The sequence below is a fragment of the Kribbella sp. CA-293567 genome, from assembly GCF_027627575.1.
Classification (GTDB): domain Bacteria; phylum Actinomycetota; class Actinomycetes; order Propionibacteriales; family Kribbellaceae; genus Kribbella.
Genome location: NZ_CP114065.1, coordinates 61,272 through 74,257, shown reverse-complemented (window position 1 = coordinate 74,257; position 12,986 = coordinate 61,272). Strand labels below are relative to the sequence as shown.

Sequence of the window (12,986 nt, the reverse complement as noted above, 5' to 3'; positions counted from 1 at the left end):
ATACTCAGTATGCTCCGGTCAACGAGCTCGATCGGTCCCGTCCTGGTGCAGCAGTCGCCGGACCAGCCGGGCGGTGACGGTTTCCACGTCGTACCGGCGGCCGACGCCGGGGGTCAGCTGGTCGAGAACCAAGCCGTCGATCGCGAAGTGCAGCAGCCGCACTTCCTCGGCGCCGCCGGGCAGGCCGGCCTGAACATGGAACGACACGTCGGTGTCGAAGCCCTGTTGCAGGGTGCGCGACAGGATCTCGTTCAGCTCTGGTCGTCGAGTCGCTTCCAGGCGCAGCTCGAGCAGGGCGAGTGAGAGCTCTGGCCGGCCGAGCAGCCGCTCGACGATGTAGCGCACGTAGTCGACGACCAGGTCGACCGATGGTGCGCGCTCGGCCAGTGGGGCCAGTACGGCCTCGTCCGGGGTCAGTCGCTCGAAGATCCGCTCGCCGAGAGCGCCGAGCAGGGCGTCGCGGCTGCGGAAGTAGTTCGACGCAGTACCGGCCGGCAGTCCGGCGGCGGCGTCGACCGCGCGGTGGGTGAGGCCGCGGGCGCCCGATTCGGCCAGTACGGCGAGGCCTGCGTCGGCGAGCTGAGTACGGCGTTCCGGGTTTCTCGGCACGTTGACAAGATTACCAGAGGTGCACTACAACTGTCGTACTTAACCACAACAGATGTAGTACTCAAGGAGATCTATGCAACCCGCTTCTTTCGGTGCCACCGTCGTCACGACACGCCCCGCCGAGGTCGCCGCGTTCTACCAGCGGCACTTCGACCTGAAGATCACGCTCGACATCGGCTGGTTCGTCTGTCTGCGCCGCGGTGACGCGGACTGGGAACTGGCCATCACCGAGCGCGGTCACGAGTCGGTGCCGGCCGCCGTCTCGGCGCTTCCGGAGAGCTCGAACGTCTTCGGTTTCGTCGTCGAGGACGCCGATCAGGTCGCCGCCGCGCTCGTCGACGGCGGAGTTCCACTGGAGACCGAGGTGGTCACCGAGGTCTGGGGCCAGCGGCACTTCTTCGTCCGCGACCCCGAAGGCACCTGGATCGACGTCATCCAGCTGGTCGCCCCGGATCCGGCCTGGCTGGCCGCCAACTTCCCCACGGCCGAGTAGGCCGTCAGGTGGTCAGCAGGATCTTGCCGATGTGGTTGGACTCCGCGAGCGCCTCGTGCGCCTGCGCGACCGCCTCCAGCGGGTAGGTGCGGTGCACGATCGGCCGCACCTTCTTCGCGGCCACCAGCGGCCACACGTGGCCGACCACCTCGGCGATGATCTCGCCCTTCTCCGCCACCGACCGGACCCGCAGCCCCGTACCGGTGATCGAGCCGCGGCGTGACATCAGCCGGCCGAGGTCCAGCTCGCCCTTGGTGCCGCCCTGCATGCCGATCACCACCAGCCGGCCGTCGTACGCGAGGGTCTTGACGTTGTCCGCCAGGTACTTCGCGCCCATGATGTCGAGGATCACGTCGGCGCCAACCTTGCCGGTCGCCTCGTTCACCACCGAGGCCCACTCGGCTTCCTTGTAGTTGATCGCGACGTCCGCGCCGAGCCGGGTGCAGAAGTCCATCTTGTCCTTGCTGCCGACGGTGCAGAGCACGCGGGCACCGTGCGCGACCGCGAGCTGGATCGCCATCGTGCCGATCCCGGACGAGCCACCGTGGACGAGCAGCGTCTCGCCGTCCTTCAGGTGCGCGGTCATGAACACGTTCGACCAGACCGTGGCGACCACCTCCGGCAGGGCGGCCGCGCTGATCAGGTCGACGCCCTCCGGCACCGGCATCACCTGCGGCGCCGGCACGACCACCTTCTCGGCGTACCCGCCGCCGGCGAGCAGGGCGCAGCACTCGTCGCCGACCGCCCAGTCCTCGACCTCGGCTCCGACGGCGGCGATCGTGCCCGAGACCTCGAGCCCGATCGTTCCCGGAGCGCCGGGCGGCGGTGGGTAGTGGCCCTGCCGCTGGAGCAGGTCGGCGCGGTTCACTCCCGCGGCGATCACGTCGATGACGACCTCGTCCACCGCCGGGGTGGGATCCTCGATCTCACCGATCGTCAGAACCTCGACGCCACCAGTTCCCTCACACACCACAGCTCGCATGGCAGTAACGGTACTGCGTTCGTCCGGTGGTCGCCTGACGTCCGCCAGGTCGGCGTACCACGGGTCAATCGTCCAGGTCCGCCCAGGAGTCGACGTCGTCGCCGGCCCGGCTCGGCGCCGACCAGCCGAGTTCCAGCCCGCGGAACAACCGCCGTACCGACTGGTTCTGTGGGTCCCCCACGCGCTCCAGTGCCGCCACCAACGCAGTACGCCGGTACGCCGCCGCCAGCCACTGCTCCCGGCCGCCCGTATCGAGCAGCCCGAACCCGTCCAGCTCGCCGATGCTCTCGACCAGCCCGCCGACCTCCTGAGCGGTGATCCACGGCAGGTCGCAGGACAGCAGCACCACGACCGGCGCCTGTCCAACGGCGAGCCCGGCCGCGATTCCGGCCACCGGCCCACCGCCGGCAGGCTCCTCCCGCGTCCACCCCACCTCGCGGCAGACCGCGCGCTCGGGACCGACGACGACCGTCGAACGGGCCAGAATCGTTGCCTTCAGCACCCGATCCAGCAGCGAGGTCCCGTCCAGCACCAGCAGCGCCTTGTCCACCCCGCCGAACCGGGTGGACCCACCCCCGGCCAGTACCACCGCGTCGAATTCCACTCCCTCAGTCTGCCCCTTGCTTCGCACCGCACGGCGGGTCCGGATCAAGTCGGCCGGGATGGGGCACCATGGAAGGGTGAAGATCGCCGTGGTGCAGACCGCCAGTTCGGCCGACAAGGCCGCCAACCGCGAGTTGGTGACGCGCCTGGTGGCCGGCGCCGCCGTCGGGGGGACCGATCTGGTCGTGCTGCCCGAGGCGATGATGGCCGACTTCGCGATCGACGGCGGCTCGGTCGGCGAGCTGGCCGAGGCACTCGACGGGGAGTTCGTCGGCACGCTGCGCAAGGCCGCGGCCGAGCACGGTGTCGCGATCGTGGCGGGCATGTTCGAGCGGAGCTGCGACGAGGCCCGGCCGTACAACACGCTGCTCGCCGTCGGTCCGGACGGCGATCTGCTCGGTGCCTACCGCAAGATCCACCTGTACGACGCGTTCGGCTACCGCGAGTCCAATCAGCTGACCCCGGGCGACGTCGCGCCGGTCGTCGTCGAGATCGCGGGCCGCAAGCTCGGGCTGATGACGTGTTACGACCTGCGGTTCCCCGAGTTGTCCCGGGCGCTGGTCGACGCGGGGGCGGAGGTGTTCGTCGTACCGGCTGCTTGGGTGCGTGGGCCGCTCAAGGAGCACCACTGGACCACGTTGCTGACAGCACGCGCGATCGAGAACACCTGCTACGTCGCCGCGGCCGCACAGAACGGCAAGAAGTACTGCGGTCTGAGCCAGATCATCGATCCGCAGGGCATCGCGATCGCCGCTGCCGGTGAAGCGGACGGGTTCGTCTCGGCCGAGATCTCGACGGACCGGCTGGCCGAGACCCGGCACCGCAATCCTTCTCTGCGGAACCGCCGCTTCACGGTGACTTCTCGCTAGGTTTGCCGAGATCCGCCCCCTGGTCAGGACTTTGGGACTAGCCTCCTGCCTGTGACCCAACGGGCGGACGGCTTCGACCTGGACCACCACGGCGACCTCGAGGTGGGCCACGGCCTGGTCGATCTCGCCGTCAACGTCCGCGCCGGTACGCCGCCCGCGTGGCTGGTCGAGGAGATCGGCGCGAGCCTGACCGACCTGGCCGCCTACCCGCGCCAGGACGCCGCGCTGGCCGCCGTCGCGAACCGGCACCACCGTGATCCGTCGCAGCTCCTGCTCACCGCGGGCGCGGCCGAAGCCTTCGTGTTGATCGCCCGGGCCTTCCGGCCGCGGCACCCGGTGGTCGTCCACCCGCAGTTCACCGAGCCCGAGGCAGCGCTCCGATCAGCCGGCCACCTGGTCGACCGGGTCGTGCTGAGCCCGGAGAACGGTTTTGTCCTCGATCCCCGATCGGTTCCGGCGGATGCGGATCTGGTGGTGATCGGCAACCCGACCAACCCGACCTCGGTCCTGCACCGCGCCGACGACCTGCGGGAGCTCGCCCGTCCGGATCGGATCCTGGTCGTCGACGAAGCCTTCATGGACGCCGTGCCCGGTGAACCGGAGTCGCTGCTCGGAGCCTCGATCCCGGGGCTCGTGGTGGTGCGCAGCCTCACCAAGACCTGGGGGCTGGCCGGGCTGCGGGTCGGCTACCTCGTGGCGGCGCCCGGGCTGATCGAGCAACTCGCCTCGGTCCAGCCGCACTGGCCGGTGTCCACCCCCGCCCTGGCGGCCGCGATTGCCTGCAGCAACGAGCGGGCGCTGGGCGAGGCCGGGCAGGCGGCGGTCGAGCTGGATCGGCAACGTGCGCATTTGCTGGCAGGACTCACGGGGACGGCCGGCGTTTCGACGTACGGGGTGGCTCGCGGGCCTTTCGTGCTGGTGCGAGTCGAGGGTGCGGCGGTACTGCGGGAGCGGTTGCGCGAGCGCGGGTTCGCCGTACGGCGGGGAGATACGTTCCCTGGCCTGGGCCCGGACTGGCTGCGGATCGCTGTGCGTCCCGAGACGATCACGGACGGGTTCCTGAAGGTCTGGCAGGACCTGCTCGGCTGAGCTGGCGATCGCCGCCGAACCGATTGTCCGTTGTGACGCGGGTGCACGTTTGAATCAGGTCTACTTTGCGCACTGGGTGATCGGCAAGACACTTCGGGCAGTGCGAAAGGAGCACCATCATGGGCTTGAACGACGACGACATGACGACCTCGTCGGCCGACAGCGAGGGGCCGGCCGACGGCGGAGCATCGAGTGGTACGACCGATGGCGGTGCTGACGGCGGTGCCGGCGGCAACATCTCCGGTGGTTCGGGCGACTCCGGTTTCGGTAACGGCGAAGGCCTTGCCGACGGTGGCGCGACGATCGGTGGCACCGACGGCGGTGCAGACGGCGGAGCTGACAGTGGCGCCGGCAGTGAAGGTCCCGCTGACGGTGGAGCCGTAGGCGGCGGAACCGATGGCGGTGCTGACGGCGGAGCCGGCGGTGAAGGTCCCGCTGACGGTGGAGCTGTCGGCGGCGGTACGGATGGCGGTGCTGACGGCGGAGCAGGTGGCTTCGGCTCGTCCGGCGGCGACTCCGAAGGACCTGCCGATGGCGGCGCCTCAGCTGGTGTCAGCGACGGCGGCGCGGACGGCGGAGCGGGTGAAGGCCCTGCTGATGGTGGGGCCGACCCGAACGCGACCGACGGCGGCGCCGACGGCGGTACCGGGAACTGATGATGCCGATGCCGGAGAGCGGGTTGCCGCCGGAAGGGCGCCCAGCTCTCCGGCGCTGTATTACCGGTGAGCTGGACCTCGACGAGTTCGGTCGCTCCTACTGGGGTGCCCGCGCCTTGCTCTCGCATGGCGGCGACTACCGAGATCTGTTCAGCTTGGAGGCCGCCGACGAGCTCTTGTCCCGTCGCGGCCTCCGCACGCCGTTCCTGCGCGTCGCCAAAAACGGAACCGTCGTCAGCGACAACCAGTTCACCGGACCGGGCGGGGTCGGCGCGGAGATCGGCGACCAGGTCCGCGACGACAAGGTGGCCGCGCTCTTCGCGAGCGGCCACACCATCGTTCTGCAGGCTCTCCATCGCACCTGGCCCGCGCTGGTCGACTTCGCGACCCAACTGTCGACGGATGCCGGGCACCCCGTGCAGATCAACGCCTACATCACTCCGGCGGAATCGCAGGGCTTCTCCGCGCACTACGACGTCCATGACGTCTTCGTGCTGCAGGTGGCCGGTGAGAAGCACTGGACGGTGCACGAGCCAGTGCACGCGGATCCGCTGCGCAGCCAGCCGTGGACCGACCACTCCAAGGCAGTAGCGGCCGCAGCCCGCGACCGCGCGCCGGTGATCGACGAGGTACTGCGCCCCGGTGACGCGCTCTACGTCCCGCGCGGCTTCCTCCACTCGGCCAAGGCGCTCGGCGGCGTCAGTGCTCACCTGACTGTCGGCATGCACACCCTGACGCGCTACCTGCTCGTCCAGGAACTGGCCGCCCTGGCAGCCGACGAATCGTCGCTTCGCACGGCCCTGCCGCTCGGCTTCGACCCCGGCGACCCTGCTCAACTGGCCACCGTCCTGGACGACGTGGCCTCGCTCCTGATCAAGCGGATCGAGCAGACCACCCCCGACGACCTCGCGCCGCGACTGCGACGCCGTACCTGGTCCGGGAACCGCCCAGCCCCCATCCCCCCGCTGGCCCACGCCGCCGCGATCGCCGACCTCGCTGCCGGTACGACGGTCCGCCTGCGCCCCGGCCTGCGCTTCCACCTGGCCGACGGCGACCCGGTCCGCCTCCAACTCACCGACCGCACCATTTCTTTGCCCAAGGCAACTTATCCGGCGGTCGAGCGTCTCTGCTCCGGCGGAGCGGTAGCGGTCGGCGACCTCCCGGCCCTGGACGAACCCGACCAGTTGGTCCTGGTCCGCCGTCTCCTCACCGAAGCAGTTCTGACCACCGCATAACCTGACCCTGTGGATTCTGAGACACCACCGCTGAGATGCGCCCCCGCCGCCGAGCAGCGCCAGGACCAGCTCTTCGCGACCGCCCCACCCGCGTCGCGCTGGCTGCTGATCGAAAACCGCTCCGCCTGGCCGCGCCAAGCGCTCAACGCACTGGAGACGGACGCGGCCAAGATCTCCCAACTGTGCGTGGCGGAGGGTATCCGCCCGGTACTGATTAGGCGCCACGGGCGGCAGAAGCCAGCCGCCCGCCAGGATCGAGCGGTCTCGAACTCCGGAGTCTCGAACTCGGCAGTTCTGGGCTCCGGGATTCCGGATTCAGCAGTTCCGGGGTCTGGGGTCCGGAACTCGGCAGTGCCGGGCTCCGGGGTCTCGGGCTCGGCAGTTCCGGGGTCTGGGGTCCGGAACTCGGCGGTCCCGGGCTCCGGGGTCTCGGAGTCGGCAGTCTCGGGGTCCGGGGTGCCGAACTCGGCGACCTCTGATTCGGCCGGCGCGGACCCCACCGGCCCGGGGCGCTCAGGTCTGGACCGGACTGATCCGGCTCCGCGCCGCTGGGCTCTGGTCGACTCCCGCCCTGGCCAGGAATCCATCCGCTGGGGCATCCTCCCCACCGACGACCACCTCCTGAATGTCCTGGCCGGCACCGACCCCGGCACCCCCAGCACCGACCCGATCTATCTGGTCTGCACCCACGGCCGCCACGACACCTGCTGCGCCATGCGAGGACGCCCCGCCGCAGCCGCACTCTCCGCCGCCTTCCCCGACAACACCTGGGAATGCAGCCACATCGGCGGCGACCGCTTCGCCGCCAACCTCGTCTTCCTCCCCCACAGCCTCTTCTACGGCCACGTCCCCACGGCAGAAGCGGTCCCACTCGCCACCCGCTACAACGAAGGCTTCGTAGTACCCGACCACCTCCGAGGCTCAGGCGCCCACCCACCACCGGTCCAAGCAGCCCAACACTTCGCCCGCGCAGCCGGAGCCCCCCTGACCCTCACCGCCCCCCACCCAACCCAAATCACCAGACCCACCCCCACCACGTGGCAGATCCACCTGACCACCCCCACCCACACCTACGCAGTAACCGTCACCGCCGCCCCCACCACAGTCCAGGCTGCTCTGACCTGCGCCTCCACACCCCCAGGCCACCTGATGACTTACACCCTCACTTCACTGGAAGCCTTCCCCGCAACGCAGTAACTCCGGCAAGCCGCAGACGCCACCACACGATCCGCCCGCCCTGCCAACACAGACGCCAGCCGCACCGCGCGTACTCTCAACGCAAGCGTCAGCCGTACTGCGCTCACGACCAGCACCCGCCAGCCGTACCACGCGAAGAACCCGCACGCGGCAGCCGTACTACGCCAATCACCTGCGCACGTACCAGCCGCGTTTAGACCCAGCAATGCATGCACAGCCGAGCTGCGCAGCACCACGCCTGCGCAGCCGTACTGCGGAGCGCCACACGTATGCGCGGCTGTGTACTACCGAGCACCAACGCATCCGCATCCGCGCGCCAACCGGCGCACGTACCACCCGCAATGCGTACCCAGCAACGCATGCACAGCCAGCCGTGCCGCGGAGCGCCACGCCTGTGCAGCTGTACCGCCGAGCACCAACGCATCCGCAGCCACGCACCAACCGGCGCACGTACCACCCGCATTGCGGACCCAGCAACGCGCGCACAGCCGTGCTGCGGAGCGTCACGCATGCGCAAGCTGTACTGCGGAGCACCACGCACGTGCAGCTGTACTGCCGAGCACCAATGCATCTGCACCCGCGCACCATCTCGCGCGGGCACCGGCCGCATCGCGGACCCAGCAACGCATGCACGGCCGTACTGCGGAGATCACCAACGCGCGCGCAACCGCACCACGCGAACTACCGCGGACGCCAACTGATCGGCTCAACTGCCCGCAAATACCAACCAACTGTCAACGCGAGCGACTTCGCGTATATAGCCTCCGCCGGCACCCACACCGACAGCTACCCGCCAGCCGGCAACTCCCGGTCACCCCGGTGCGCACCGTAGTACTCCGACTGACCAACCATGATCTCGCGCATCGTCGCATCGCGGCCGACGCCGTACACGGTGCCGGGAAAGTCGAGGGTCTGCTGGATCTTCCACAAATCTTCATGGCGATCGGGGGAGAAGAGCTGAGCCGGGTCGCCGACCGCGACCCAGCCGATCGGCAGGACGGTGCCGGGCAGCAGGCGGGAGTTGACCTGGAGGACGCTATTGATGCGGAGCTCGGCACGGCTGCCGGCGTGTGAACCTGGGAACAACGAGGCGCCCGTGGCGATGAAGACCTCTGCTTCGACCGTGGCGCCGTTCACGTGGGCATGTGGTCCGATCATCACCGCTGAGCCGATCATCGCGGGATGGTCTGCCCGGCCGCGGACCAAGGCGTTCTCCATCACCACGCTGTTCTCTCCGAGGTGGACCTCACCGTCCTCGGCCGTCAGTACTGCGCCGTGCAGCACCCGGCTTCCTTCGCCGAGCACGACGGCTCCACACAGCACGGCTGATGGCGCCACGTACGCGGACGAGGGGACGACCGGTCGGCGGCCACGGTGTTCCAGCAACATCGGCGGATCCTCTCGTCGTGCATCACCTCGAACTTCCTCTGGCAGTTGTACTGGGTAACAGGCGGGCACTCCACAGCCCGGGCCCTCACTGCCCGGGCGGCCATCGCCGGCAGCGGCTGTCCACATCGAGGTGGGAGGCCCAGCCGCAGAGGCGAAGGTTTGGGGTGGGAGTGAACCCGCGAGCTACGAGAAGGACATTAGAACACCTGTTCGAAGATCGCAAGAAAGCCTGACCCGTCAACCGCAGTCGTGTCGACCGCCACTTCGAGGCCCGCTCAGGTACGCCGAACGGCCGCGTCAGGCAGCACCCGCTCGAGCACTACGATCGCCATCCCGGCAACCAGAGCCAGCGCGGACAGCGTCACCCAAGGCAGCTCCTGCCGCACCTCGAAGAGCTGAGCGAAGAACCCCGGCACCAGCACGCTCGCAATCGTGAACGAGTACTGCCAGTACGACAGGTACTTCCCGCGCCCGTTGTCGGGCGCCACAGCAGCCGCAAGTGCATTGCCCGTAGCCGCATGCAACACGTCGGCCGCCGCGAACACCGCAGCCGCCAGGACCAGCCCAGGCACCACCAACCAGGCAGGCACGTGCAACAGCCCGGCCATCAGCACACCCCACACGGCCCACAGCGCAGCCGCCACCACCAGCACTTGCGTACGCCGCCGCTTCTCGGTATGCCGCACCACCAACGTCTGCCCAGTCGCCAGTACGACGGAGATTGCCGCCAGCAGCACGCCCACGATCCACTTGGGTGCCTCCGGCAGCGCTTCGGTCACATAGACCGGCAGCCCCACCCCGATCATCATGGTGCACAGCGCCAGGACGGTGTTCGCCGCGATCAGTACCAGGAACGCCTTGTCCTTCCGCAGCAGCGGAGCCGGCCCACTGTCCTGAGCGGCAGCCGCAGCCGGAGCAACGTGATCGGCCCGGATCCGGAGCAGCAGCACTCCAGCGACGAAGAACGACACCGCGTTGGCCGCGATCCCGATCAGGAACGGCCGATCCCCGTCGAAGCTCAGCAGTACTCCGGCCGCCAGCGCCCCGAACCCGAACCCGGCTGCCTGCATCATCCCGCCGAGCCCGAACCAGCGATCCCGGTCGCCCGGGTCCGCGACATCCGACAGCAGGGTGAAGATCGCCGACCAGAACACCCGCTGCCCGGTGGTCGAAACCAGCGCGCAGAGGAACAGCAGCCACAGCGACCGGCCGACGAAGAACCCGGCGAAGGCCAGGCCCTGCGCGAACTGTGCGCCGATCACCAGGTTGCGCGGCCCGACCCGGTCGATCACCATTCCCACGGCGGCCGGTGCCGCGATGGAGAACATGGTCGCGACGGTCAGCAGCAGCCCCGCGGTACCGAGCGGGATGTCCGCGACGCGAACGAAGAACAACAGCATCAGCGGTCCGGCGCAGCCGCCGCCGAAGGAGTCGATGGCCAGACCGGCGAGCAGAGGCGCGCGACCGCGGATGTTCGGCAGGCCGAGGGATGTAGCTGTTGGCATCTGATTTCCCCGACCGCAGTATGGAAGCTCCCGACCGGCAAGACTAACAATCGCCGATCGGGAGACTCCAGCCAATTACCGCCCTCGTACGCCGATGTGCCGCAACGGCCGCCACGCGATCGCGGTCACCACCGCCGGGCTCCGAGTGACGGCCAGGACGAGATGGATGGTCGTCTCCACCATCAGACCGGCCCGAAGCAGCTTCAGGCTGCCGACTCGCGGTTCGAGAAGTGGTACACGGGCATTCCCGCGATCGCTCCGATCGCGCTCACCGAGATCAACAGCCTGTACTGCGTATCGCTCAGCCCGAGCTGCTGCTTCGCGAACAGCACCCAGGTCGCGAACCCGGCCATGAAGGTCAGGTTCATGACCAGGCAGTACGGCAAGCCCTAGCGCTCCCGGACAACTGCACGAAAGATGCCTGAGGCAACTATCACGGCACGGCGATCAAGCCGGTCGACCAAAGCGCCGCTGAGCAATGCGAAGAGCAACCATGGCAACTGCTGCACAAAGACGGCGGCGCCGACAGCCAGTGGTTCATCGGTGAGAGAGGCAATCAAGAGTGGGCCCGCGGCAAGCATCATGCCGTCCCCGAGATTGGAGACGGCCGCGGCGGGCCAGATCTTGCGGAAGCCCTGTCCCAATTCAGCGGACCGGCCTGACCGGTCAGTCACCCGTGGTCAGCAACAACTGATCAACGAGCTGACCGGACGGCAAAAGTCATGTCCTCTGATCCCTGAGACATCACTTCCACCTCCCGCCTCCGATGCAGGACAGGCGGCACGCCCGCCCATCAGCCCACAAACCTTACTCACCCGCGCCGTCCGCGTCGCGCCCTTCCGCCCACCCAGTACGCCGTACGCCGCTCCCCGCTCCACCAGCCCCGCCCCGGGAGCGCTATCCTCGATCCTCGGCGACCACCTCCGGGCGGCCGCCTGGAGGGTTCGCATAGTGGCCGAGTGCGCTGGTCTTGAAAACCGGTATGGCGGGTGACCGTCATCGTGGGTTCGAATCCCACACCCTCCGCTCTGTGATGTCTCGAGTCATCGGCGACAGCTGAACCTGCGATTCGTGGGTTCAGCTGTTGTCATTTGGGGTGTTTGCGGGCTGGTCCTGGGGGTCGGCCGGTGGGTTGGTAGTCCTTGGTGGGGTCGAGGGTGAGTTCGCGGAGGAGTTCGCCGGTGGCGGCGTCGACGACTCTGATTTCGAGGTCGTGGGCGAGGATCAGGACGTGGGTTCGGGCGTGGGTTCGTCCGATGCCGATGTGGTGGAGCCGGCCGTTGACGCGCAGGGTGACCACGCCGGTGTGATCGACGCGGTCGGTGCGGACCCGGTGGTGGACCTCGCCGGTCCGGTCGGTGCCTGGGGTGGCTTTCGGGCGCGCGGCATAGGCGGTGGCAGGGGTTGCTCGGTGCGGCAGGGACCGGTGTGGTCGGCGCTGGTTGTACTCGTCGGTGAAGGTGTCGAGCAGTGTCTGGAGTTCGCTCAGGGTGGTGGGCTGGATCGGTTGGGCGCGCAGCCATTTCTTCATCGTCTGCTGGAACCGTTCGACCTTGCCGCAGGTGGTGGGGTGGTTCGGGCGGGAGTTCTTCTGGGTGATGTTCAAGCGGCGCAGTTCGGTCTCGAGGCCGTTGCGGCCACCTTTCCCACCTGACAGCCGGGTGGTGTAGACCATGCCGTTGTCGGTCAGAGTGGAGGCCGGGATCCCGTACTGGGCAACGGTTTCACCGAAGCTGGCGAGCACGATCTGGCCGGTGATCCGAACATGGGCGGTGATCGTCAGGGCGTAGCGGGAGTGGTCGTCGAGCCAGCTGATGATCTCTACGTCTGTCCCGGGCCGGCCGGCCGCTGTGGTGAGGCGGTAGTGGGTGAAGTCGGACTGCCAGCACTCGTTGGGCTGCTCGGCGGCGAACCGCACGTACGACGACCTGGGCCGCTTGCCCGGATCCGGTACGACCGACCCGGCCCGGACGAGGATCCGGTGGATCGTGGCCCGTGACAGCACGGTGGCATGGTGATGACCCAGGTGCCAGCCGATCGTGTCCGCGCCCGCGTCCAGACCCTGCTCGGTCAACTGTTTGCGCAGCGCCAGTACCAGCTCGACCGTCTCGGCCGGGGTGGCCCGCGGTGAGGTCTTCGGACGCCGGCTGCGTGCCTCGAACGCTGCCTCGCCCTCGGCCAGATACCGCGCTTTCAGTTTGTAGACCCAAGCCCGATGGACGCCGTACCGCGCGGCGACCTCCGAGGCTGTCTGTCCCTCGATGAACAGGGCCGTGATGACCAACCGAGCCTTCGACATGCCCGAGCGTCCAGCCCGACCAGCCTGTCGCCGATCACCTGAGACACGTGTCGCCTATGT

The 12,986-nt window shown here is 68.6% G+C and carries 14 protein-coding genes and 1 tRNA gene; 7 read left to right on the top strand and 8 right to left on the bottom strand.

The features are described 5' to 3' along the window. Positions 1-18 precede the first annotated feature (18 nt). Positions 19-609: a TetR/AcrR family transcriptional regulator gene (locus OX958_RS00370; RefSeq protein WP_270134855.1), complete on the bottom strand. Its 591-nt coding sequence runs from the start codon at positions 607-609 to the stop codon at positions 19-21. A gap of 73 nt (positions 610-682) precedes the next feature. Between OX958_RS00370 and OX958_RS00365 the strand changes: the two genes are divergently transcribed. Beyond that, entirely contained in the window at positions 683-1,102 is a 420-nt protein-coding gene (locus OX958_RS00365) for a VOC family protein (protein WP_270134854.1), read from the top strand. Between the two features lie 4 nt (positions 1,103-1,106). Here OX958_RS00365 and OX958_RS00360 read toward each other — a convergent pair whose 3' ends face one another. Both OX958_RS00360 and mobA read right to left on the bottom strand, forming a co-directional pair. Next, positions 1,107-2,084, bottom strand: coding sequence for an NAD(P)H-quinone oxidoreductase (locus OX958_RS00360; protein WP_270134853.1), 978 nt, complete (start codon positions 2,082-2,084; stop codon positions 1,107-1,109). Positions 2,085-2,148: 64 nt separating this feature from the next. Continuing rightward, on the bottom strand, positions 2,149-2,688 hold the full coding sequence (gene mobA / locus OX958_RS00355; protein ID WP_270134851.1) for a molybdenum cofactor guanylyltransferase: 540 nt from the start codon (positions 2,686-2,688) through the stop codon (positions 2,149-2,151). A gap of 76 nt (positions 2,689-2,764) precedes the next feature. Here mobA and OX958_RS00350 point away from each other — a divergent pair, with 76 nt between their 5' ends. The 5 genes from OX958_RS00350 (at position 2,765) to OX958_RS35250 (ending at position 7,733) form a co-directional block, all read left to right on the top strand. Then, positions 2,765-3,556 carry a carbon-nitrogen hydrolase family protein gene (locus OX958_RS00350; protein WP_270134849.1) on the top strand — a complete coding sequence of 264 codons (792 nt, stop codon included), beginning with the start codon at positions 2,765-2,767 and terminating at the stop codon, positions 3,554-3,556. 51 nt (positions 3,557-3,607) lie between these two features. Beyond that, positions 3,608-4,645 carry an Rv2231c family pyridoxal phosphate-dependent protein CobC gene (cobC, locus tag OX958_RS00345; protein WP_270134848.1) on the top strand — a complete coding sequence of 346 codons (1,038 nt, stop codon included), beginning with the start codon at positions 3,608-3,610 and terminating at the stop codon, positions 4,643-4,645. A 119-nt stretch (positions 4,646-4,764) separates the two neighbouring features. Continuing rightward, complete coding sequence (locus tag OX958_RS00340) at positions 4,765-5,301, top strand: BatC protein (protein ID WP_270134847.1); 537 nt, start codon at positions 4,765-4,767, stop codon at positions 5,299-5,301. Further along, positions 5,301-6,536, top strand: a complete 1,236-nt coding sequence (locus OX958_RS00335; protein WP_270134846.1) for a cupin domain-containing protein — start codon at positions 5,301-5,303, stop codon at positions 6,534-6,536. The genes OX958_RS00340 and OX958_RS00335 overlap by 1 nt, the downstream gene beginning before the upstream one ends. A 9-nt stretch (positions 6,537-6,545) precedes the next feature. Further along, positions 6,546-7,733: a sucrase ferredoxin gene (locus OX958_RS35250; protein WP_333486474.1), complete on the top strand. Its 1,188-nt coding sequence runs from the start codon at positions 6,546-6,548 to the stop codon at positions 7,731-7,733. 786 nt (positions 7,734-8,519) lie between these two features. Here the strand turns inward: OX958_RS35250 and OX958_RS00325 are convergent. The 4 genes from OX958_RS00325 to OX958_RS35305 form a co-directional block, all read right to left on the bottom strand. Then, positions 8,520-9,122 (bottom strand): gamma carbonic anhydrase family protein, encoded by a 603-nt coding sequence (locus tag OX958_RS00325; protein WP_270134844.1) that lies wholly within the window; start codon positions 9,120-9,122, stop codon positions 8,520-8,522. 275 nt (positions 9,123-9,397) lie between these two features. Next, a complete protein-coding gene (locus OX958_RS00320) occupies positions 9,398-10,627 on the bottom strand; it encodes an MFS transporter (protein ID WP_270134843.1) in 1,230 nt (409 codons plus the stop codon). A gap of 203 nt (positions 10,628-10,830) precedes the next feature. Beyond that, positions 10,831-10,995: a hypothetical protein gene (locus tag OX958_RS00315; RefSeq protein ID WP_270134842.1), complete on the bottom strand. Its 165-nt coding sequence runs from the start codon at positions 10,993-10,995 to the stop codon at positions 10,831-10,833. 21 nt (positions 10,996-11,016) lie between these two features. Beyond that, complete coding sequence (locus OX958_RS35305) at positions 11,017-11,208, bottom strand: hypothetical protein (protein WP_442913302.1); 192 nt, start codon at positions 11,206-11,208, stop codon at positions 11,017-11,019. Between the two features lie 356 nt (positions 11,209-11,564). Between OX958_RS35305 and OX958_RS00310 the strand changes: the two genes are divergently transcribed. Further along, a tRNA-Ser gene (locus tag OX958_RS00310) sits at positions 11,565-11,653 on the top strand. 61 nt (positions 11,654-11,714) lie between these two features. Here the strand turns inward: OX958_RS00310 and OX958_RS00305 are convergent. Then, positions 11,715-12,926 carry an IS481 family transposase gene (locus tag OX958_RS00305; RefSeq protein ID WP_270134841.1) on the bottom strand — a complete coding sequence of 404 codons (1,212 nt, stop codon included), beginning with the start codon at positions 12,924-12,926 and terminating at the stop codon, positions 11,715-11,717. Between the last annotated feature and the right edge of the window lie 60 nt (positions 12,927-12,986).

Coding starts and splice junctions, on each gene's coding strand:
- OX958_RS00365 (WP_270134854.1), top strand. CDS start 683: ATGCAACCCGCTTCTTTCGGTGCCACCGTCGTCACGACACGCCCCGCC.
- OX958_RS00360 (WP_270134853.1), bottom strand. CDS start 2,084: ATGCGAGCTGTGGTGTGTGAGGGAACTGGTGGCGTCGAGGTTCTGACG.
- OX958_RS00340 (WP_270134847.1), top strand. CDS start 4,765: ATGGGCTTGAACGACGACGACATGACGACCTCGTCGGCCGACAGCGAG.
- OX958_RS00335 (WP_270134846.1), top strand. CDS start 5,301: ATGATGCCGATGCCGGAGAGCGGGTTGCCGCCGGAAGGGCGCCCAGCT.
- OX958_RS00325 (WP_270134844.1), bottom strand. CDS start 9,122: ATGTTGCTGGAACACCGTGGCCGCCGACCGGTCGTCCCCTCGTCCGCG.
- OX958_RS00320 (WP_270134843.1), bottom strand. CDS start 10,627: ATGCCAACAGCTACATCCCTCGGCCTGCCGAACATCCGCGGTCGCGCG.
- OX958_RS00315 (WP_270134842.1), bottom strand. CDS start 10,995: ATGAACCTGACCTTCATGGCCGGGTTCGCGACCTGGGTGCTGTTCGCG.
- OX958_RS35305 (WP_442913302.1), bottom strand. CDS start 11,208: ATGCTTGCCGCGGGCCCACTCTTGATTGCCTCTCTCACCGATGAACCA.
- OX958_RS00305 (WP_270134841.1), bottom strand. CDS start 12,926: ATGTCGAAGGCTCGGTTGGTCATCACGGCCCTGTTCATCGAGGGACAG.